General features: G+C 69.5%; 24 protein-coding genes and 1 pseudogene. 7 read left to right on the top strand and 18 right to left on the bottom strand.

Annotation, left to right across the window (positions count from 1 at the left end; genetic code table 11):
- Window positions 1-29 precede the first annotated feature (29 nt).
- The 3 genes from QCN29_RS17910 to QCN29_RS17900 all read right to left on the bottom strand — a co-directional run bounded on the left by QCN29_RS17910 (window position 30) and on the right by QCN29_RS17900 (window position 2,080).
- Window positions 30-428 carry a hypothetical protein gene (locus tag QCN29_RS17910; protein ID WP_279929220.1) on the bottom strand — a complete coding sequence of 133 codons (399 nt, stop codon included), beginning with the start codon at window positions 426-428 and terminating at the stop codon, window positions 30-32.
- On the bottom strand, window positions 425-1,270 hold the full coding sequence (locus tag QCN29_RS17905; RefSeq protein WP_279929218.1) for an IS5 family transposase: 846 nt from the start codon (window positions 1,268-1,270) through the stop codon (window positions 425-427). The genes QCN29_RS17910 and QCN29_RS17905 overlap by 4 nt, the downstream gene beginning before the upstream one ends.
- A gap of 243 nt (window positions 1,271-1,513) precedes the next feature.
- Entirely contained in the window at window positions 1,514-2,080 is a 567-nt protein-coding gene (locus QCN29_RS17900; RefSeq protein ID WP_279929217.1) for a hypothetical protein, read from the bottom strand.
- A 386-nt stretch (window positions 2,081-2,466) separates the two neighbouring features.
- Here QCN29_RS17900 and QCN29_RS17895 point away from each other — a divergent pair, with 386 nt between their 5' ends.
- The 4 genes from QCN29_RS17895 (at window position 2,467) to QCN29_RS17880 (ending at window position 8,006) form a co-directional block, all read left to right on the top strand.
- The gene (locus QCN29_RS17895; RefSeq protein WP_279929216.1) at window positions 2,467-2,613 is read left to right on the top strand and encodes a hypothetical protein; all 147 of its coding nucleotides are present in this window, start codon (window positions 2,467-2,469) and stop codon (window positions 2,611-2,613) included.
- A 388-nt stretch (window positions 2,614-3,001) separates the two neighbouring features.
- Window positions 3,002-3,376, top strand: coding sequence for a CU044_2847 family protein (locus QCN29_RS17890; protein WP_279929215.1), 375 nt, complete (start codon window positions 3,002-3,004; stop codon window positions 3,374-3,376).
- Between the two features lie 42 nt (window positions 3,377-3,418).
- The gene (locus tag QCN29_RS17885) at window positions 3,419-7,714 is read left to right on the top strand and encodes an nSTAND1 domain-containing NTPase (protein ID WP_279929213.1); all 4,296 of its coding nucleotides are present in this window, start codon (window positions 3,419-3,421) and stop codon (window positions 7,712-7,714) included.
- Between the two features lie 82 nt (window positions 7,715-7,796).
- The gene (locus QCN29_RS17880; RefSeq protein ID WP_279929212.1) at window positions 7,797-8,006 is read left to right on the top strand and encodes a hypothetical protein; all 210 of its coding nucleotides are present in this window, start codon (window positions 7,797-7,799) and stop codon (window positions 8,004-8,006) included.
- A 29-nt stretch (window positions 8,007-8,035) separates the two neighbouring features.
- Here QCN29_RS17880 and QCN29_RS17875 read toward each other — a convergent pair whose 3' ends face one another.
- The 5 genes and pseudogenes from QCN29_RS17875 to QCN29_RS17855 form a co-directional block, all read right to left on the bottom strand.
- Window positions 8,036-8,293, bottom strand: a complete 258-nt coding sequence (locus tag QCN29_RS17875; protein WP_279929211.1) for a DUF6221 family protein — start codon at window positions 8,291-8,293, stop codon at window positions 8,036-8,038.
- A 51-nt stretch (window positions 8,294-8,344) separates the two neighbouring features.
- Window positions 8,345-8,593, bottom strand: a complete 249-nt coding sequence (locus QCN29_RS17870; RefSeq protein ID WP_279929258.1) for a transposase — start codon at window positions 8,591-8,593, stop codon at window positions 8,345-8,347.
- On the bottom strand, window positions 8,586-9,482 hold the full coding sequence (locus tag QCN29_RS17865) for a transposase (protein WP_279929210.1): 897 nt from the start codon (window positions 9,480-9,482) through the stop codon (window positions 8,586-8,588). Before QCN29_RS17865 ends, QCN29_RS17870 begins: the two co-directional genes overlap by 8 nt.
- 256 nt (window positions 9,483-9,738) lie before the next feature.
- Window positions 9,739-10,260: a hypothetical protein gene (locus QCN29_RS17860; protein WP_279929208.1), complete on the bottom strand. Its 522-nt coding sequence runs from the start codon at window positions 10,258-10,260 to the stop codon at window positions 9,739-9,741.
- 722 nt (window positions 10,261-10,982) lie between these two features.
- Window positions 10,983-11,213 (bottom strand): annotated as a pseudogene (locus tag QCN29_RS17855) (transposase); the annotation flags it as partial.
- An 84-nt stretch (window positions 11,214-11,297) separates the two neighbouring features.
- Here QCN29_RS17855 and QCN29_RS17850 point away from each other — a divergent pair.
- On the top strand, window positions 11,298-11,702 hold the full coding sequence (locus QCN29_RS17850; protein WP_279929205.1) for a hypothetical protein: 405 nt from the start codon (window positions 11,298-11,300) through the stop codon (window positions 11,700-11,702).
- A gap of 181 nt (window positions 11,703-11,883) precedes the next feature.
- Here QCN29_RS17850 and QCN29_RS17845 read toward each other — a convergent pair whose 3' ends face one another.
- Together QCN29_RS17845 and QCN29_RS17840 are read right to left on the bottom strand one after the other, a co-directional pair.
- Window positions 11,884-12,573 carry a restriction endonuclease gene (locus QCN29_RS17845; RefSeq protein ID WP_279929204.1) on the bottom strand — a complete coding sequence of 230 codons (690 nt, stop codon included), beginning with the start codon at window positions 12,571-12,573 and terminating at the stop codon, window positions 11,884-11,886.
- 76 nt (window positions 12,574-12,649) lie between these two features.
- On the bottom strand, window positions 12,650-12,859 hold the full coding sequence (locus QCN29_RS17840; protein WP_279929202.1) for a hypothetical protein: 210 nt from the start codon (window positions 12,857-12,859) through the stop codon (window positions 12,650-12,652).
- 257 nt (window positions 12,860-13,116) lie between these two features.
- Between QCN29_RS17840 and QCN29_RS17835 the strand changes: the two genes are divergently transcribed.
- The gene (locus QCN29_RS17835) at window positions 13,117-13,677 is read left to right on the top strand and encodes a hypothetical protein (RefSeq protein ID WP_279929257.1); all 561 of its coding nucleotides are present in this window, start codon (window positions 13,117-13,119) and stop codon (window positions 13,675-13,677) included.
- A 102-nt stretch (window positions 13,678-13,779) separates the two neighbouring features.
- A complete protein-coding gene (locus QCN29_RS17830) occupies window positions 13,780-14,142 on the top strand; it encodes a hypothetical protein (protein WP_279929201.1) in 363 nt (120 codons plus the stop codon).
- A gap of 1,009 nt (window positions 14,143-15,151) precedes the next feature.
- On the opposite strand, the gene QCN29_RS17825 is transcribed toward QCN29_RS17830, so the two are convergent.
- The 8 genes from QCN29_RS17825 to QCN29_RS17790 form a co-directional block, all read right to left on the bottom strand.
- Window positions 15,152-15,883: a WD40 repeat domain-containing protein gene (locus tag QCN29_RS17825; protein ID WP_279929199.1), complete on the bottom strand. Its 732-nt coding sequence runs from the start codon at window positions 15,881-15,883 to the stop codon at window positions 15,152-15,154.
- Between the two features lie 306 nt (window positions 15,884-16,189).
- Window positions 16,190-16,567, bottom strand: coding sequence for a toxin Doc (locus tag QCN29_RS17820; RefSeq protein WP_279929197.1), 378 nt, complete (start codon window positions 16,565-16,567; stop codon window positions 16,190-16,192).
- A 4-nt stretch (window positions 16,568-16,571) separates the two neighbouring features.
- Window positions 16,572-16,811, bottom strand: a complete 240-nt coding sequence (locus QCN29_RS17815) for a hypothetical protein (RefSeq protein ID WP_279929195.1) — start codon at window positions 16,809-16,811, stop codon at window positions 16,572-16,574.
- 81 nt (window positions 16,812-16,892) lie between these two features.
- Window positions 16,893-17,429 carry a hypothetical protein gene (locus tag QCN29_RS17810; RefSeq protein ID WP_279929194.1) on the bottom strand — a complete coding sequence of 179 codons (537 nt, stop codon included), beginning with the start codon at window positions 17,427-17,429 and terminating at the stop codon, window positions 16,893-16,895.
- Between the two features lie 455 nt (window positions 17,430-17,884).
- A complete protein-coding gene (locus tag QCN29_RS17805; RefSeq protein ID WP_279929193.1) occupies window positions 17,885-18,118 on the bottom strand; it encodes a hypothetical protein in 234 nt (77 codons plus the stop codon).
- Window positions 18,119-18,247: 129 nt separating this feature from the next.
- Window positions 18,248-18,511, bottom strand: a complete 264-nt coding sequence (tpg, locus tag QCN29_RS17800) for a telomere-protecting terminal protein Tpg (RefSeq protein ID WP_279929192.1) — start codon at window positions 18,509-18,511, stop codon at window positions 18,248-18,250.
- A 288-nt stretch (window positions 18,512-18,799) separates the two neighbouring features.
- Window positions 18,800-19,279, bottom strand: a complete 480-nt coding sequence (locus QCN29_RS17795) for a TetR/AcrR family transcriptional regulator (RefSeq protein WP_279929255.1) — start codon at window positions 19,277-19,279, stop codon at window positions 18,800-18,802.
- A 10-nt stretch (window positions 19,280-19,289) separates the two neighbouring features.
- A complete protein-coding gene (locus QCN29_RS17790; protein ID WP_279929191.1) occupies window positions 19,290-19,532 on the bottom strand; it encodes a hypothetical protein in 243 nt (80 codons plus the stop codon).
- Between the last annotated feature and the right edge of the window lie 52 nt (window positions 19,533-19,584).

Below are 19,584 nucleotides of genomic sequence, written 5' to 3'. Positions count from 1 at the left end.
AGCGAGGTTGCTAGTGGAGGTTCCATCGGCTATGGCTTCCTGGCGAAGTTGCCGGTGTCGGCCTCGGTGAGGATCCCGAGTTTGACCAGGCGTTTCAGCTTGGCGCGAGTGCCTTCGACGTTCTTCGGCAGCAGTTCGTGGCCGAGGGCTTCGCAGACGTCCTTGGCCCGTAGCGGCCCGGTCGCGTGGTTGAAGGCGGCGAGGATGCGGGGGTAGTCCGGGTGCTCGGGCAGGTTCGGTGTGCCGGCCGGGAGCCGGTCGGCGAGGCCGGTGACGGTCTTGCGGGTGATCGCGAGATGCTCCAGGTGGGTCTCGGCCTCCCGCAGCCGGGTCTGCAGGTCGTCGATCTGTGTGCGGAGGTCGTCGGCCAGGGCCCGGGCGGCGTCTTCCTGGAGGTCCAGGGCGTCGAGGAGGGGCTCGATGTTCACGCTGCCACCGCCTGCGTCTCGCGCCAGGTGGGGGCGTTCGCGCCGGTGAGGCGTCGGGTCATGACGTGGGTCATCGCCCAGTAGACGCGGGAGGCGGAGGAGGAGGTGTGGTGCTCGTAGTCGCGGACCAGACGCCGGTGCAGTATCAGGATCCCGTAGGTCTGCTCGACTCTCCACCGCTTCGGCTGGGGCACGAACCCCTTGACCTGCGGGTTGCGTTCGACGATCTCGACGTCGATGCCCAGGTCGGCGCCGTGCATGACGACCTGATTCTTGAAGCCCTGGTCGACCAGGGCTTTGCGCACGGTTCCGCCGGCGTGCTCGGCGACCTGGTCAAGCAGGACGATGCCCGCGGCGTTGTCGTGGGTGTTCGCAGCAAGGACGACGACCGCGATGACCAAGCCAAGGACGTCCACGGCCAGGCCGCGCTTGCGGCCGGGCACCCGCTTGGCCGGATCGTGGCCACTCGTGGAGGCGGGGACCCCGGCGGCCACGTGGACACTCTGGGTGTCCAGCACCACCAGGGTCGGGTCCTCTAATCGTCGGGCCCTCTCCCGGACCTGGCAGCGCAGGAGTTCATGAATGACCTGGTCGGTCCCGTCGTCCCGCCAGGCGGCGAAGTAGTAGTACGTCGCGCTCTTCTGCGGCAGGTCGTGCGGGAGATAGGCCCACTGGCAACCAGTCCGCCCCTGGTAGAGGATGGCGTTCACGATCTCCCGCATGTCGTAGGCGCCCTGATGACCGCTGACCGAGCGGTGCCGGTCCTTCCATGCGGTGATCACCGGTTCGATCAACGACCACTGCTCGTCCGATAAGTCACTCGGGTACGGGCGTTCACTCACCCGGTCACTTCACCAGACCACCAACCGCTGACCGGCAGAGTCCGCCCCACCGCCACACGATCAGGCGACAGCAGATCGACTCAAAGACTCACGAACCGCCCACTGAGTGGGATGTCAGCACCCCGACCACGCCTCTACGGGCATGGTGACCTGAACAAACGCCGGACACACGCCGAGGCCCACGCAAGAGACACCGCAGGTGTGAGCAGCCGTCCCCACGACAGCCGACCCGCCGCGCCCCGGTCAGAAAACAGCAGCCGCTTGGTCACCCCATGACAGCGGAATCAGCCCACGCCCGTGCCCGTGACCAGGCACCCAACACCCCCAACCCGCTGACGCCCACCCAACGCCATCAAAACGCTGACTCACACACAGGATGCTCGGGGTGTCCGGGGCGGCTGCGGTCACGGCCGTCACCAGCACATCGGCTTCGCAGTCAGGGCAGACCTGGGTCTCGGCATCGGCGACACCCGGCAGGTGGGGATCCAGACCGTACAGCTGCCAGGCGTACTCGGCGGCGGTCTCGGCCGGGTCGTCCCACGTCTTGAGGCAGAAGCGGCAGCCGGGCAGGCCTCCGCCCAGGACGAAGGCCCGCTGCGCGCATTCGGGGCAGACGACCATGCGGTCCTGCGCGTCCTTGAGCTCGGAGCGCAGCTCGTTCATGCGCTTCTTGATGTAGGCCTCGATGCCGCGCACCTGGCCGCGCACGACCTGCATGGTCTGGGTGACGTCGGCGGCCTGCTCTCGGTCGAGGCCGGGCAGGAGGTGGTCGGTGACGAACGGAAGCAGGAAGTTCAGCACGTCGGCCACGCGTGCCCCGACGACGCCGGCCGGGGCAGACAGGCCGTAGTGCTGTAGGGCGTTGCGGTCACGGGCCAGCTCTTTCCCCGCGGTGATGGCCTTGTCCGGCAGCTCGAGGCCGCTGATCTGTGTCAGACAGAGCCCACTTCAAAGGAGGTTCGACGAACACTGCACTGACCAATTCGGGATCACACCACCACTGATTCGGGAAAACACCACCAAGATCAACCAACTGAAACATCAACCGACCAGAACAAACACGAGCCAGCATCAGTGGTGGGGAAACCCGAACATCTCGGTGGTCTCTTCCCCGAACCTCACATCCGCGATGGACCCCCGGGCCGAGCACCTGGTGATCCGCCGCTTCAAGCGCCGCGGGCAAGGCGGCCGTCTTCGTGACCCACAACCTGGAGAACGCCCGGATCGCGGACCGCATCATCGTCCTCGACGGCGGCCGGGTCGTGGAGTCGGGGACGTTCCAGGAGCTGCTGGATGTGTCTGGATTGTTTGCCGAACTGCACAAACTCACTCAAGACCGGTGAAAGCTGCTGGTCAGCCTGTAGAATCCGCGACTTCGTTAGCAATGAAGGCCCTTCGTGAGCAGCGGACTAGCAGATCCGCGCTTTCCTCGGCAACTGTTACGGTCGGTAGTGATCGGCTGTGCGCCCCTGAGGGCGAGGAGGCGGTCGGCAGTACGACGCTCAGTCGCTCTGGCTGTGCGGACGCCCTGCAGCGAGGCGAAGAGGATTGGCGGTGGCCCGGGTTCCGCCGACGGTTGCTTGGGCCACGGCACGGGCGTTCCATGACGGTCTGTCTCACCCGGAGGGCAAGACGGCGCCGTTCGACCTGCCGGCGTCGCCACTGTGACACGCAGTTGTCGGAGGCGGGTGCCGCTACGCTCTCCGACTCTCGAGTAATTGGAGGAGAGTTATGAGCGACCGGCCCGTCCACACGGTGGAAGTTCCTCTGAGTGACGGCAGTGACGAGTTCGTGCGGGTTCAGATCCGGGAGGTGGACGAGGCGCTCGTCCGAGTGGGCCGCGGAGGCCGTTCCATAGCGCGGGCCGAACGGTCGTTCGGGCAGATGTTGGATACCGTGCGCCCCGTGGCGGAGAGCTTTGCGGGGCGGTTCAGAGGGCTTGCGAATGCGCCGGACGAGATCACGCTGGAGTTCGGGGTGTCACTGTCGGCCGAGGCGGACGTGGTGATTGCCAGCACGGCGACAGCAGCCAATTTCTCCGTGAGCCTGACCTGGAATAGGAGTGATGCGGGAGACTCCAACGGGGATACCGTACAGGGGAGTTGAGCCATCAGGGCGCAACGGGGGCGCGGTGGCACGGAGGTCACAGTGACGGAGATTCAGGAGCGGGACACTGAGGAGGCGGAGCCGGCGCTGGTCTCGGCGGTCGTCCGAGTCAAGGGGCCGGACGGCGCGATCGGCGGCGCAGGCTTTCTCATCGCTCCAGACCTGGTGCTGACCTGCGCCCATGTGGTGTCGGACGCACTGGAGCGGCCCCGGGAGGACACGGTTGAGGCCGGCGCCGAGGTTACGGTCGACGTGCCGCTGGCCAGGAATGCCGACGGCGTCGACGGGGGCGACCACGGTGCCGAGGTCCAGCGCTGGTTACCGATCAGACCCGATCAGACTGGGGACATCGCCGTCCTGCGGTTGCGGAACCGGATCCCCGGAGCTCGTCCGCTTCCCGTGATCGACCCACAACGCGGCGTATGGGACCACGATGCGCGCGCCGTGGGCTTCACCGGCGACAACCCGGATGGAATCTGGCAAAGCGGCAGGTTCCGTGGACCAACCCGCCAGGGCTGGATTCAGCTCTCGCGGGCCAACGGTGAGTCCGTGTACGTCAAGGGGGGCTTCAGCGGCAGCCCTGTCTGGGACAACGAACTGGGTGCTGCCGTCGGGATGATGGTGGCGGCGCAGCCGGTGCGTGAGGCACAGCAGGCGTTCGTCCTGCGGACGAGAACCCTGCTGAAGGAAGTGCCCGAGCTCGCCCCGTATGTGAGCCCGGCTTCCCCCTTTCGTGGTCTGTCCACCTTTCAGGAGGGCGACGCGGATGTCTTCTTCGGCCGCGACGACGACATCGAGCGAGTCGTCACCGCCCTGCGGGGTGATCAGCCCACCGTTACGGTGTACGGGCCGTCGGGCTGTGGCAAGTCGTCTCTCGCGCTAGCCGGTGTGGTGCCGAGGATGAGGCAGGACGGCTACCGGATTCTGCAGGTGAACGCGACACGTTTCTCTTCACTGCGGGCCGCGCTCGCCACCGAACTGTTCGAGATCGTGACGTCGCGGGAGTACGGGCCCCCTCGCGCGCAGAACGCCGACCAAGTAGACAGGTGGTTGCGCGAGTTAGGGCTCGCGGACGCCTTCCATCGGGTCGCGGGGCAGCCGGCGGCACGGCTTCTGATCGTACTCGACCAGGCCGAAGCACTGTTGAACCGCTCAGAGCCGGAGCTCGCCGAGGCCGTCGAGCTGCTCGTCCCTCAGCGGCAGCCGACCGGCCTGCGGGTCCTCGTCACCCTGCGCGCCGACTTCATGGACGGCGCACTGAGCCATGCGCACCTGGGCCCCGCGCTGAAGCGCGGGGTGACACTTCCGCTCACGCCCATGACCCGGAACCAGCTGCACGCGGTTATCAACGAACCGCTCAAGCGCATTCCGGCGGTCGAGTACGACCCCGGGCTTGACCGGCGCATCCTGGACGATGCGGGTGGCGAGCCGGGGATTCTGCCACTGCTGGGCTTCGTCCTGGCACAGCTGTGGGAGCGGCGGGCCACCGGACGGTTGCGGGCCGCGACGTACGAGGACATCGGTGCGGTGTCCGGTGCGCTGCGACGCCATGCCGAGCAGGCATGGCGGGAGTGCGTCCCACCTGGGAGTGAGGCCGAGGCGCGGCGGCTGCTGACGGGGCTGGTGCGGGTGCTGCCGGGCGGTGAGGCTCCGCTGCGTCGCGCTCTGACACGTGAAGAGGCTGGTGAAGAGTGCTGGCGCCTGGCGCAGGCGCTGGCCGAGCGGCGCCTGCTGGTCCTGTATGGAAGCGATGGCCGGCCGGAGACTGCGGAGTTGGCCCACGAGGCGCTGATCACGGCATGGCCGATGCTGGCAGAGCTGGTCCGGGCCGACGCCGACTTCCTCGCAGTGCGGGCGGAGGTGCAGCACGACCTGGAGCGGTGGTGGAGGGCGGACGGCTCGGCCGATCTGCTGCCCGGCCCCCTTCAGCTCGCGGCCGTGGAAGCGAGGCTGCGGGGGCGCGAGGCAGACCTCACCGAGGAGCAGCGGGAATTCCTTGCGCTGGCTCACCGGCGCCGGCGGGCGCAGCGGCTTCGGGTGCGTATGGGGTGGGTGGCGGTCGCCGTGGTCCTCGCGCTGTTCGCCGGGTTGGGCACGTTCCTCGTGCAGGAGTCACGCGTGAGCGCGCAGCGGGAGGCGGAGGGGCGGTCGCGGGCGCTTGCGGTGCAGTCGGACGAGTCGACGGACGTCAATCCGGGGCAGGCCGCGCTGGCGGCGCTCGCGGCGTACGAGATCGCCCCGACGCAGGAGGCCCGCAGTGCGCTGATGCGCCGGTACGAGGAGCTACGGGACGCCGGGTGGGCACTGACCGGCGCCGAGGGGGAAGCCAGGGGGGCAGTCATGAGCGCGGACGGCAGGGTGACGCTGGTGACAACCGCGAGCGGCCGCGCGACCCTGTTCGTACGCACGGCCGAGGGGAGGGTGAGACAGGAGCCGCTCCGCCTCCCGGACAACGTCCTGTCCCCCGTGGTCAGCCGGGACGGGCGTCGGATCGCCTATGTGCGCGACGTGGACGGCGTCGTGGTGTGGCACGACGTGACGCCCTCGGGGAAACGGCTGGTGGGGCCGGCACATCCGCTCCAGGGAGCGCTCAAGGAGCGCTCCCTGACCCTTCAGGGCGGCACCATCAAGATCATGGACTTCTCTCCAGACGGCCGCAGGCTTGTCGGGGTATCGGCGGCGGCATCAACGCGGCCGGTGCAGGTGTGGGACCTGTGGACCGGACGGCCACGGGTGCTGCCGAAGCGGGTCGCCCACCTCTCGGAGGTGTGGTTCGGGCCGGACGGAAACACACTGGTGGCCAAACACAGCCCCCGGATCGCGGGGAAGAACTCGCTGGTGGCGATCGACATCGCTGCCGGCACAATGCGTCAACTGGCAAGCGACGTCGACCATACGGGCAACGGAGTGTCGGGGGACGGCAGTGTGGTCGTCGTCTGCCGCGAGAAGCAGCCCGACCCCGACACGATCGGCGAGGCCCACTACCAGGCCATACGCGTGTCGGATGGACAGGTGCTGGGACGCCACGTTCGCGGGCGCGACACCTCGTGCAGGGAAGTGGCGGTCAACGAGAAGGGGGATCACTTCGCTGTGCTCGCTATGACGGACGAGTGGAACCTTGTCGACACGCGCCGTGACGGCAAAGCGCGGCGCTTCCTCGGCCCTTCCTCGGACAAGAAGATCGACCACCTGCCCCTCCTGGGCACGGCGCGCAAGCCCGTCATCGTCACCCGGGACGACCACGCGGTGACCGGATGGCCACTGCTGGAGTACGACGGCAGCATCGCCTACAGCCCACCGCAGCTGCTCGGCGACGGAAGCAGGATGGTGGTCCGCGTGGGCCGGGACGGCCGCATTCTGCGCGTCATGGAAACGGAAGGCGAGGAGCGAACCCTTGCCGAAGTGAGAAGCGATGCCGAAACGCCCCCGGACGCGAAGCAGCCGATCCAGGTGAACGGTTCCGAAACGCTGGTGGCGGACGTGTCGGACCGGAACCATGTCACTGTCCGTGAACTCTCTTCGCTGCGCCGAGTGGCCGAGTTCACCGCGGCGCAACTCCCCCCCAACGAGGGCGCGAAGCCGCAGGAGGGGCTGGACCTCACGCAGCCGGAGCTGCTGGAGTTCCGCTTCCTTGGTGACGATCGGCTCGTGACGGTCTCCGGCACTCTGGTCGAGCATTGGGATGCCCGCGCGGGCCGCCGCCTGTCGCAGCCGGTCGACCTGCGCGACCTGCGGCTCACCACGAAGGACCGACCGAGCTACATCGTGGGCCGCCACCCCGAGCCCGGTCATCTGAAGGTCACCGTCCACGGCGAACCGGACGTACACGCCATCAACCTCAGCACAGGGAAAGAGAACAAGGACCTTCGCCTACGCCTGGGCGACGACCTCGCCACCGCCGTGTTCCTCAAGGACTCGCGCTACGCGGCGGTGATGACCACGGGCGGCATGGTGGAGCTGTGGTCGATACGACCAGGGCAGCCGACGAGGAGAGTGGCGGGCCCGCTCGGGCCGCTGAACCCTAACCGGTGGGCGGCCAACAACCCCGGGGACGCCGGGTTCTTCCTCGCCAACAACAGCTCCGTACGCTTCCTGAAGGCGGACGACCCCGGATACCGGGAGACGTACGAATTCGGGGAGAAGCAGGGCTTCCTCGCGGCCACCAAGGACGGCAAGGCGTTGCTGCGGTCGCCCGTGTCTGGAGGCCGCGTTTCATTGGTTCGCCTCGACCCCGCCCTGTGGAAGCGGCACCTGTGCGCCGTCCTCGGCCGTGACCTCACCGACGTCGAACGCAGCAGCCTCTCAGAAGGCCTGCCGTCCGAGATCTGCCCTTCCTGATATCAGGTGTCACCGATCGCACGACCTGACACTCCAGCAAGGAACCCGTGAGGCTATATTGATCAGAAACTCATGGGGGCCGGTGATCAAGGATCGCCTGCCGCACGGCAGCCTGCTCGGCGTCTCCGAGCACCTGGTGCACCCCGACCGGCTTGCCGCCAACAGGCGTCTTCGGGCAGCCGCCGAAGCGGTCGACGAGCTGTGGTCAAGCGAGGAGGAGATCGCCGAGCGGTACGGGCTCTTCCTCACGTGTCGGCGATCACGTAATTCGGCTCTGTCAGGGATCTTGTGATGCTCCATGGCTTCCTCCTGGATCAGGTTCTAGGGTCGCCATTCTGCCCGGTAATCGGGGTGCTCGGCGTACGGCTGTGCGAGCACGCGGAGGGCATAACGAAGGCCAGCCAAGCGAGTGTCGGAGGGGTCCATCGCCTCGTACTCCCGAGCCAGCATGTCGACCAGGTCGAGCATCGGCAGGTGGCTGTCAAGGACTGCGTCACCCCCGAAGCGGTAGGCCACTTCGGCGTAGGCATGGTTGTCCGCCTCATAGCAGGCGTGAAGAAACCTCAGGAGATCGTCCACGAGGTGATTCTGGACGATCTCCAGCGGCGTTGGCGGAAGTCAGTGCCCGCCTCAAGTCCGGAGGAGGATGCGTCGGCGGAGGAGGGCGAAGTTGGCGCGGCCGAAGCCCATGCGTTTGAGGAGCTTGGCTCTGGTCACGTGGCCCTCGACCTGGCCTGAGCTCCATGGCATGGACAGGCCGGCGGTGACGGCGTCCAGGTCTCGCTTCATGCCGTTGACCAGGGAGTGCAGGGCGGGCAGGTCGTCGGCGAGGACGCGGTCCATCCATGTGGGCAGGTCATTGCCGCGCAGATCACGCATCATGGCGGCGAAGTCGCGGACGTGGCCTGTGGTGGCGTCGAGGTGCGGGCAGGCGGCCCGGATCTCCTTGAGCTCGGCGGCGGCGTTCGGTGAGGTGTCCGGGGTTGGTCATGATCCAGCGGACGACGCGCCGGGGTTTCGGGGCGGGCCGCGGCTCGGGAGCAGGCGCGGGCGGGTTCTTCGGCTTGGGGCTGTGCGGCTTCTTGAAGGGCTGGAAGTAGCGGCGGAGGCACTGGATGCTGCCGGTGAAGCCGCGTGCGCGCAGTTCGCTGCGCAGCTGGCCGATGTCGTGGCAGCCCTCGCGCCAGCGTTCGTGCAGGTAGGGCTTGTGCTCGTCCAGGATCGAGGTCCGGTTGGTGGCCTTGACCAGCAGTTCCTCGAGACTTTGGGCGCGGGCGAAGCGCCGTACGGTCGAGTGGTCCAGCCGCAGCCGGCGGCCGATCGCGGCCAGAGATTCACCCTCGGAGAGCAGCTGCTGCACCGCCGTGTACCGCTCGATGGTGCGGGCCACGAGCCGCCTCGGGCGCCCGAGGACGTCCCGGGTGCCGTCCGGCGGAACGAACGCCGTCTCCTCTACGGATGGCCTCGCCGTACCCGTGGACGCGGTGGCAGACTCCGTGACGACCGGTGCCGTGGTGAACGCCGTGCGGGTGCACGGGTGATGGGCGCCGACCGTCTTCTCCACCGCCTCGGCGAGGTTGCGCAGCAGGTGCCATGCGTCCGCTATCTGCTGGGCCTGCGGAGCCCCGCTGCGGGCGCCTTCGGCGTAGGCGCCGGCCCGGTCGCGGCAGATCACTTCGGCCTCTGGATGATCGCGCAGCCAGGTGGCCAGCGGCTCGGCGTCCCGGCCCGGCAGCACATCGACCGGGCGTCGCTCTTCCAGGTCCACCAGAATCGTGGGGCGCGGCGGCCGTAGATGTGCCGAAGCACGATAGGTGTTGCCATCGGCATCCGCTGACCTGCGGCCTTCAGTAGGACAAAGCATGGTGGTTGTCACCGATGCGGCGCGCTACCTGTCACCAGCGGCAAGCGAAGCAGGGGCGATGTCATCGCGTTCGGCTTCTGGTGGGCAGGGTGCCGAGTGGCGGCCCTCGGCGATCACGGGCCATATTTCACGCGCCCTACGCGAACCCCGCCCCCTACGATCACCTGGTACGACTGCTGGAGGGGCGGGAATGCTTGAGGACATCGAGGACATCGAGGACGCGACAGCGGCAGCGACGCGGCTTGCGGGAGGTGCGCCGCTTCAAAGCACGCTGGATGTCGCCGACCCCGCTGACTGGCTCGCGCTGGACGCAGGTGTGCGTGAAGTGGCCTGGCACCGCCCGCAGTTCCTGCCGGGGTGGGAGCACTCCGCCCCACTGCCCGCCGACCTGACTCAGCTCGGCGAGTCTCGGCTCGCACTCGCCCTCTGCCACCGCGACGGGCGGATCCGCCAGGAAGCGGTGCGCCAGTCGGTCCGATACCCCGGTCTGCTGCCGTTGGTCGTGATCCGCTGCGCCGATTGGGCAGGCCCGGTGCGTGAGTGTGCCCGGCAGTTGCTGCGCGAGGCCCTGAAGGTGGACTCTGCCCTCGCCCTCGCGCCGCTCATCCTCCGCGTCGGCCGCCGCGACAGAGGCGCCTTCGGCGTCGATGTGCTCGGCCAGATCCTGCGCCAGGCATCCCACGGGCAGCTCACCGTTCTCTTCGCTGACCCCGACTGCATCGTCCGGCGGTTCGCGTACCGGCTGGCCATCGAGGGTCGGCTGCTCCGTCCCGCCGAGCTGGCCCGCGCGGCCGCCGGGGACCAGGACACCGTGGTCCAGGACCTGTGTGCCACAGCAGCGCTCACGGCTCTGGGGGATGAGGATGCCTACGAGGGTGCGCTGCCTCCACTGCTGTCCGCACGCAACCCGCGTACCCGTTCGGCCGGCGTCACTGCGCTGAGACGGGCGGGGCGGTCAAAGCAGGCGGAGCCATTCCTCAGCGACCGTTCCGCGCTCGTGCGTGCTTGCGCCCGGTATGTCGTACGACAGCAGGGAGGCGACCCTGCGGCCTGGTATCGGGAGCGGTGCACGGCACCGGACGACCCCGAGTTGCCGCCCGATGCGGTCATCGGGCTGGCCGAGTGCGGGAACCGCGCGGACGCCGGGCTGCTGCGGCCTCTGCTCGCGCACCCGGCGGCCAGGGTGCGGGCGCGAGCGGTGGCAGGGCTGCGGGCACTGGACTGCGCGGATGCGAAGCAGATGCTGCCGCTCCTCGACGACCCTGCCGCCGGGGTCGTCCGCGAGACCGCCGCCGCCCTGCTGCCCTCGGCCAAGGAACTGCCCGCCGACTGGCTCTTGGAACGCACCAGCTCCGAGCACCCACGGCACATCCGCGTCGGCGCATTCCGGCTGCTCGACGCACCCAGCAGCGCCTCAAAGACGCCGGCGTCACGCCACTGCCGGAAGCGGTTGTGCACAGTCGACCAGGCACCGAACTCCTGCGGCATCTCCCGCCGCTGTCCGCCGGTCTTGAACCGCCAGATCACACCCTCGAACTGCTGCCGCAGTCGCTCCGGGTACGGGCCGTACTCGCCGATCGGCAGGTACGGCTCGATGAACTCCCATTCTATGTCAGTCAGTTGCACTCGCGTCACAGAAGAAGATCTACCGGACCAGACTCCGCCGCGAGAGCGAATCCAGCAACTTGATCATGACTCGATACGCGCCCTAGGCCGCCGGTGGAGGCCGCCTTCTTCCTTGCCTTCGCGCGGACCTGCGGCTGCCACCGCGCCGCCGTCGTCCCAGACGCCGGGGCCATCAGCAGCCTCGAGCCCGTACGACTCCTGCGCGCCGACATCACTGAAGCCGGGCTCACCGCCGCAGAGGCCGCGCTGGAACTGGCCTTGTGCTTCCACCACGCCGTCCAAGACGAGCGAGAGAAGGTCACCGCGGCGGTCTCCCGGCTGCGCGACCTCGCTCGCGGCGGCGACTACGTCTACTACGTCGACGTCGCCCAGTTCATGGCCGGCGTGCCTCTCGATCAGGCCTCCGGAGCCCGGTGGCTCGACAGCGAACAGCGCACCCGCGACCGCTGGCGCGGCCTGGTCATCGCGCGGCGGGCGTGCGTGGACGCCAGGCGCTGAAGCAACGGTGGGGCTCCTGGAGCGCCCCACCGTCCGGCACCCGGGGCAGTCCGCGTGATTTACGCAGGTCAGGCGCGCAACACGGCTGTGCTGCAGTGCGTGTTGCAGTGGTGTTGCACCTCGCTCGGCGCGGATGCCGGCGGCCTGACAGGCCTATCGCTGCTGTCGGACCATGCTGCGGTCAGGCGGAGGGACGCCGCCTGGCGCCGCCGCCGCTGCCGTTCAGTGGGATCAGCGTCTCCAGATGAGCGCCTTTGACCCAGGAGCCCAGCAGGTCGCGGTGCAGGGCCACGATGTCCTGGCGCAGCGCCAGGCCCAGCGCGTCCCTCGTGAACGCGCGGCAGGTGGTGACGAACAAGGCGACGTCCGCGCCGTGCTCGAGACGGGCGGTGCCGACGAACTTCTGCATGTCTTGCGAGGGCACGCTCCGGTGCGGCGCGTACTTCTTGCACTGGATGACCAGCTTGCGGCCGTCGGCCAGGTAGCCGACGACGTCTGCGCCCAGGTCGCCGCTCTTACCACTGACGACGACCTTCGTGCAGCCGTCCCGCCGGCACAGCTCCGCGACGTACTTCTCGAATTCCTGCCAGGTCAAGGCGTCGACCTGGGCCATGGACAACTCGCGCGCCCGAGCCTCCTCCTGTGCCCGCCACGCGCGGTCCTGGCCGACCGCGCGGCGGTGCGCCCGCAGAAGCGCCCAGCCGACTCCGCCGAGTACGGCCGCGGCGAATACTGCGACCAGGACGGGCCACACCGTTGACCAGTTCGCGGCGACCCACGCCACTGCGGCGGCCGCCGCCACCGCACCCCAGACCTGCAGTTTCTTGCGGGCCTGCTTTTTCAGGCGCCGGCGCCGTCGACGTGCCGTCATCACTCCCCCGCCTCCCGGGCCCGTGGTCCGCTGTGTGCGTCGGCGGGCGCTGTCCGGCCCGTGCGTGTGCGGGGGCTCATCGGCTGGCCTGGGTGACGCCGCTCGCGAGCTGTCCCAGGATGTTCAAGATCCCCTGACCGGCCGGGGTGGGGGCGATCAGCACGCCCAGCGCCAGGACGATGACGACGGTCAGCTTCTCGTCGAAGCGGCTGCGGGCCTCCGTACGTCGCCGCAACCGCCACATGACGACGACTACGAGCAGCACCGCCACGTTGATGGTCACCAACCGCCCCGACCTCCCCGCCGACTGGCCTTCACCCCGCGGACGGCTGATGTCGCCGCCGACCCTCTTGTGTAGCGTCGCCGTGGTGATGTCGGAGGCGGGTTACCGACGAATGGCACAAAGCCATCGGACCTGGCCGAATAGCACGCGACGGCGCAGCGCAGTCGGCTGGGCATCTCGCTGACGCGGCGACAACCTGCGTGGCAGGGTCGGTGATGATCGAGAACAGCATCAGCGAGGGGGCTTTGCTGGACGCGCGGATGTGGAACGCACTGGTCGGCGTGATGAAGGAGGCGTACACCGCAGGGCTGGGCGAGGGTGCCGTGCCGCGCCCGGCCATGATGCCGCTGGTGCGCGGCGAGCTGGTCGGGCTGATCTGGGTGCGCCCGCTCAAGGTCGGCCAGGACGCGCTCACCGGGATCGCGGAACTCGCGCATATCGCCGAGGCGTCCGGCGCGGACGAGGTGATCCTGGCCTGGGAGACCCACGACGTCGCCACCGCCCGCAAGCTGCCGATCGTGGGCCCGGCGCCGTGCCTGAACATGGTGCTCGCCACCCCGGGCGGGCACGTCCTGCACCAGTTCCCCTACACCGAGCAGCTCCTGTCCCGCAGTCCCGAGGGGTGGGCGTCGGTCGCCCCGGACTGGAGGCCGGCCCCCGTGCCGCAGCCCGGCGGTGAACTGGTGCCGCCCATCCAGGCCGCGGTGAACTTCTCCTTCACCCCCATCGAGCTGGACCACCCCGACCCGTTCGGCGTCACCGTCGTGCTGATGGAAGAGAACCGCTACCGCATCAGCCTGACCGAAGCGTTCGCCCGCTGAGCCCGTGGCACGGGACTTCGACGACGACGCGCCCCGCCGGGTCGGGGACGCGAACGAACTGGTCCTCGCCCGCAGCGGGACGCCGACGAACGGATCTACGTGGTGACCACCAACCTCGTCATCGACGCCCAGGAGAAACTCGCCCGGCGCCGGCGGCTGGACCGTATCTGGCGCGCCGGGTGGGCGGTCAGCTGGCTGTCCTTACTCACCGCCGTCATCGGCACGGGCATCACCTGGCTAGCCACGGGCGACCCGGCGCGGTTCGTCGTGGGCGACCTGATCTGCGGCAGCCTGCTCCTCATGTCTTTGCTGGCGCTGGTCGGCGTGCGCTTCGCCGGGAGGGGCGTGTCCAGCCTCCAGCGCCTGGAGGGATGCCGAGCCGAACGGCGTTCACCTCCTCCTCGATGGCGTCGGCGGTCTGCTGGAGGAAGTAGCTGCCCTCGCGGAACTTGTAGTAGCCGGTGAACATCGCGGCCACCGTGATGGCGAAGCTGATCCCGGTTGTTTGCTCAGTTCGACCAGGAACGGTCAGAACTGAGATCCACGCCGACAGTAAGGCTCAGGTACAGCAGGGATGAGGGGTCAGGTGGCGGGACAGAGCCCTGCCACAGGCGGATGGTGGTGGGCAGGAGTCCGGGTCGTGGTCATGGATCACGTAGGCTCTGACGACATGTCGGCTCGTCAGGCCCTACGCCTGCAGGCGTCACATTACGGCTCGTCACCAGTCGGCGGACGCCTTCAAGGAATCCACGGCGGGCCTTGCTACGGACGTGGTAGGGGTCTGCCGCGTTGAGTGAACGGCTGGCCCTTGCTCCACGATCTCCCTCCGCCGCACTGCCTCGACAGCAGCGGTGACCGTGGGGAAGGCGCGGTAGAACCTCTCCCCACTTCGGCAGGGTGTACGGCGATTCCAGCAGCTCCACGATCTCCTCGGGCACACCCTCGAACCCCTGCGCCCGGCGTCGGCTCTCAGAAGCAGCCCGCTGACGCCCGACGCGCTTGTCCCGGCTGCTGGTGCTCTTCTTCTTGGCCACCCGCCCGCTCTCCAGCATCCACGCCTATGACGGTGCCACTTGGCCCACGCCGGCATCCGAACGAGTAACTGACCTCACAGGTGGTCGTGGCATCGGGCCTTCGCCGACTACGTGGCCTCGTCCCCCAGCTTCACGGGGCCGGCCGGACGACCGCCGCCGAGCACGCCGCACGGTCGGCCGGGCCGACCCCCGCGTCACGGCGCCCGCCCGCCGTTCGCCGCCTCATACGGTCGTTCCTCCCCCGTCACCTTCAGAGGTGAGCACGGCCGCTCCCCTCTCTGCAGCTGCCTCGGGCGTCTCCCCCCTCTCCCCGGTGGAGGCGCCTGCGCGTTCCGTCCTCCGCGCGCTGCCGTCCCCCGCGAGCATCGGCAGGGTGCCGGGGGCCGGACCTCGTATTGGGGCCGACCACCGCTCGTCTCGTGCACCCCGAGGTCGTCCTGTCAGATGCGACTCAACACCGCGACCTCGGCACCGAAGCCGCCCATGAGGCGACCGTCCGAAGCCATCGCCAGGGCCTGCACCGGCGAGGGGAACAGCAGCCGGTCCACCTGGAGGCCGGAGACCAGGTCCCACACCCGCACCGTGCCGTCATCACTGCCAGTGATCGCGTGCGGTCGCCCGTCGAACTCCGACACCGCCACCGAGCACACCCGACCGTCATGGCCGGTCAGGGTTGGACCGACCTGTCCCCCGGCGATCAGATCCCACACCCGCACGGTGCCGCCTCCGCTGCCGGTCACGGCATGGGGTCGGCCCTCGATCTCCGTCGTGGCCATCGCCCACACGCCTGAGCTGTGGCCGGTGAGGGGAGCACCGACCTGTCGCCCGGCGATCAGATCCCACACTCGCACCTTGCGCTCGTCGCCGCTGGTGACCGCGTGCGGTCGGCCGTCGATCTCCACCGTCGCCACCACCCACATGGTGCCGTTGAAGCCGGTGAGTCGCTGGGCCGGTCGGCGGGTGACAAGGTCGTTCACCGGCAGTGTGCCGTGCCCGGAGCTGGTGACGGCGTGCGGTCGGCCGTCGATCTCCACTGTGGCCACCACCCACACCCCGCCGCACAGGTCAGTGAGAGGGGGCCCGGCCTGCCGGCGAGTAGTGAGGTCCCAGATCGACGCGGTGTGGTCATAGCAGCCGGTGACGGCGTGCGGTCCGCCGTCGATCTCCAGCACCGCCAACGACGATCTATGGCCAAGTGGGAAGCGATCTTCAGCCAGTGCCCTCGGCCCCTGGTCAGACGCACCCGTGAACACCCCGCAGCACGGGGAGCAGACCCAAGCCCCGGCGGACCCTCATCGCCGCCGACTGGCTCACCGAAGCCGACACCACCGGAAACAGGCTGCGCGGGCAGCTCGCCGAGCGCGTCCTGCCGCTGGGCGGGCTGCTGTAGCAGACCCGCCGCGCCACATCGGCATCGATCCCGGCCTGCTGGGCGGGAGGGACGGGAGCTGCCCGAACCTCAGCCCTGTCAACAGCAGTCAGATGCGCCAGGAGCGGAGGCGGTCGGCAGCGGTGTAGACATCGGCGCGGCTTTCGAGGATGTCGCGGGCGAGGTCGACCAGGGCGCCGTACGGAGGGTCGATGCCTTCGCCGCTGATGTGCATGTAGGCCACCGCGGTGGCGCAGGCGAAGCGGATGTTGCTGGCCGGCAGCGGCTTCAGCAGTGCGAGGCTGTGCAGCAGGGCGGCGGCCCGCCAGGCCGGGTCGGGGTCGGCGCCCAGGCGGGGCGGGTCGACGCGGTGCCGGGCGACAGCAGCGACCAGGGCGGAGAAGTCGGAGACGGACGGCTGCTCGGGAAGGACATCCTCGTGGCGCTGGAGCAGCCAGGGCACGTCGATGTGGATGACGGGCGGCATCAGTTCAGGCGGCCGCCGTCCCGGCGCGGGGTTCGTCGTCGGGGAACGCGGCGGCGAACTCGTCCGCGGCCTCGGTAAAGAAGCGGCGGAACACCTGCGCGCCCTCCTTCAGCGCGCGGTGGCGCTGGATGTCGGAGGCGGTCGCCTCACGGACCAGGGCCTTCAGGGTGACGCCGCGCTCGGCCGCGATCGCCCTCAGCTCCTCGAGCTCCGCGTCGGAGAACTCCACATTCAATGCAGGCATGCCACCACCGTACTCCCCCGGTACCAGGGCGGCAATAACCCCAGTTCACAGCACTTCCTGGTCGGTACCGGAGGGGATGGGTCAGGTGTTCCAGGACTGCAGGGCGCGGGTGAGGTCGCGGTACTGCGCGGTGCCGGCGGCGTCGTAGGGCGGACGGCCCAGGGCGACGACGGGGTCGGTGACCTGGTGGGTGATCCGGTAGACCAGGACGTCGACGGCGAGGTCGATCCACTCCTGGGTGGCGTCGGCGGGCGGGGCCGGCCCGAGCACGGTCACGAACCAGACGGGCGGCCTCGCGCGGTCGGCCAGCGCGCGGGCCAGGCGGGTGCTCAGGGTCATGGCGAGCTTGCGGCTGGCCTTCTTGCCGTCGGCGATGGCCGGCCCGGCTTCGCGGCGTCGGCGCTCGTCGGCCTGCAGGGAGGGGAGGGCGGTGTTCGCCTCCGCCGCCAGAGCGCCGAGGCCTGCGCGGGCGCTGTCCTCCGCCGTGAGCGCGGTGGTGGAGTCGCTGGCGGCCTTCTTGTGGGCCCGCTCCGTGTGGGTGGTGGTGGCCAGAGTCTTAGCTGCGGTGATGGCGCGCTGCTGGGTGCCGCTGCTCGGTCTCGCGGTGACGGATGGCACCCTGGTGGATCTGGCGGGCGGCGTCGGGGAGGAGGCCGGCGGCGGCCTCGGTGCCGCGCTGGGCGATGGCGGTCCTTCCAGGCCGGCTCGATGGTGTCCAGGTCCGCGGCGGGCGCGTCCTCGGCGGGTTGGGCGAGGTTCTCCAGCAGCCGGACGCGGGCGGTCAGCTTCTTCAGAGTGCGCTCAGTGTCGCTGGCGTGCTCATCCAACTCGCCCTCGAGGCACTCGGCTGTGGCCTCCAGGTCCTCGATGCTGTCCCGGAGGCGCCGCAGGGTGTAGTCGAGGTCGTCGGTGTCGCCGACCTTCGACTGCAGGTCCTCGACATCGCGGGCGAGATCCTCGAGCTGGGAGCGCACGCCGGACACCGCGGCGTTCACGCGGCTCTCCAGGTGCCGCAGGGCGTTCGCGTCGGCGGCCGGCCTGCGCCAGGACCAGCGCACGATCCGCTCGCTCAGCTACCGGCCGGGCTCGGCGAGCTTGGCTGGCAGCTCGGCGTGCGCGGCGACCAGCTGCCGGGTGGAGCGCACCAGCTGGTCGTAGAGCCGGTTGAACTCCAGCTCCCCCGGCTCCAGTTCCTCGATCTCCTCGCAGTAGCCGGCGATCTGCTGTTGCAGCCCTGCGTACTCGCTGCGGATCTGCCCCACGCTGCTCATAACCCCACCCAGGTCGATCAGAAGGTGACGTTGCATCTCTCCCCGCCCCGGCCGGTGCTGCACCTGCGGCCCGGTCGGGGAGAACGCTTCACGCCACGGTAGATCGCCCCGCGCCAACTCCGGGGCCTGTCCGGGGATTTCTCGTCCGGAACCCGGAAGGGCGGGTCAGAGCAGCTCAAGGTCGCAGTAGTCGACGTCGGACAGCTCCACCTCCAGGCCGTCCGCGCGCCGTCCGGGGTCACGGAAGTAGGCGAACCCGAGGCCGCCGGCGAGGATCTGCGCCAGCTGCTGCTCGTCGGCACCCGCCTGGTGGGCGGCGAGCAGCTGCGCGGCCGTACCCGGGGGAAGCTGTTCGGTGATGCGCCGCACCCGCGGGTCGTCCATGCTGCCGCCGGCGGCGGTGAACCCGAACCGCGCCCGGGTCTCCACACGATGCCGGCGGCGGAGGCCTTCTTGATCGCCTTCGCCCGCAGCCGGGGCTGCCAGGCGCGGCGCAGCTCCCGCTCCAAGCGCCTGCCAGGCGCGGGGTGGGCCGCTTGGCGGCCGCGACCCGGGGCGCGGACTTCCGAGACGATGACGACCTGGTCCTCGCCGGGGTCGCATCGGCGGCGGGCTCCGGCGCCGTGGCGAGCTGGGCCTGGACGACACGGGGGTCTGGGCAGTGCTGGGTTGATGTGCAACCAGCACAGTCCCCGTTCACTGTGTTGTCAGCCTGCTTCACCGGGTCACCGCCGACCCGGCCGTGGCCTCGCTCTTGATCCGGCAGCGGACACACAAGCCCGCCCGCCGCCCGCTGCCGCCCGCGGGGGTGCCGTCGTGTCCCGGGCAGGCGTCCTCCGCGCAGAGCGGCGGCGAGCTCCGGCGATCTGGGCAGCTCGCTGACCAGTCCGGCGATGACCCGCCCCAGGGATGTGCTGGTGAGAAGCCCAATCGTGTTGGACAGCACGGTGACGAGGTCCGCCATCGGATCGGCGGTGTCAGGGGCTTCGGGGTTGGCCTGGGCGAAGGCATCCCGAACCGCGCCGCGATCAGCTCCGTACGGTCCTTCCACCGTCGGTAGACCGTGGGCCGGGAGACGCCCGCGCGGGCGGCCACCGCGTCGACCGACACCCCGGCCGTCCCGCCCTCGGCCAGCAGCTCGACGGTCGCTCGCAGGATGCGCCCTGAGGCTTCGCTGCTGCGCGGGCGGCCCGGCACGGACGTCCGCTCACTCACCGGCCACCTGCCCTCCGGGGGCGAGCGTCCTGTCGTACGCGGCGAACCCGTCTTCGATCCCCATCGCGACCTGCGTCACCTCGACATACGGCACGGAGAACAGGTCGGTGTCGCGGACCGCTTCCCAGAACATGTGGTAGGCGGACAGGCCCTCGGTCTCGAAGCGGTGGCCGGTACGCAGGAACAGCTCCTCGAGCTCGTCGTTCCAGATCTCAACCGCACGCTCGTCGATCACGCCGGGAGGCTGCCCGCGCCGCTGCCACTATCAGCGGCTGCTGCACACGATC

It is taken from the genome of Streptomyces chengmaiensis (assembly GCF_029846775.1).
GTDB classification, from domain to species: Bacteria; Actinomycetota; Actinomycetes; order Streptomycetales; family Streptomycetaceae; genus Streptomyces; species Streptomyces chengmaiensis.
Note: the sequence above shows the minus strand (reverse complement) of the source record. Positions and strands in the feature narration are given on the sequence as shown.

What these genes read in the sequence shown, in the direction of transcription:
- QCN29_RS17890 (WP_279929215.1), top strand. Translation starts at nt 3,002, where the DNA reads ATGAGCGACCGGCCCGTCCACACGGTGGAAGTTCCTCTGAGTGACGGC.
- QCN29_RS17805 (WP_279929193.1), bottom strand. Translation starts at nt 18,118, where the DNA reads ATGCAACGTCACCTTCTGATCGACCTGGGTGGGGTTATGAGCAGCGTG.
- QCN29_RS17815 (WP_279929195.1), bottom strand. Translation starts at nt 16,811, where the DNA reads ATGCCTGCATTGAATGTGGAGTTCTCCGACGCGGAGCTCGAGGAGCTG.
- QCN29_RS17820 (WP_279929197.1), bottom strand. Translation starts at nt 16,567, where the DNA reads ATGCCGCCCGTCATCCACATCGACGTGCCCTGGCTGCTCCAGCGCCAC.
- QCN29_RS17835 (WP_279929257.1), top strand. Translation starts at nt 13,117, where the DNA reads ATGTGGAACGCACTGGTCGGCGTGATGAAGGAGGCGTACACCGCAGGG.
- QCN29_RS17845 (WP_279929204.1), bottom strand. Translation starts at nt 12,573, where the DNA reads ATGACGGCACGTCGACGGCGCCGGCGCCTGAAAAAGCAGGCCCGCAAG.
- QCN29_RS17870 (WP_279929258.1), bottom strand. Translation starts at nt 8,593, where the DNA reads ATGCGTGATCTGCGCGGCAATGACCTGCCCACATGGATGGACCGCGTC.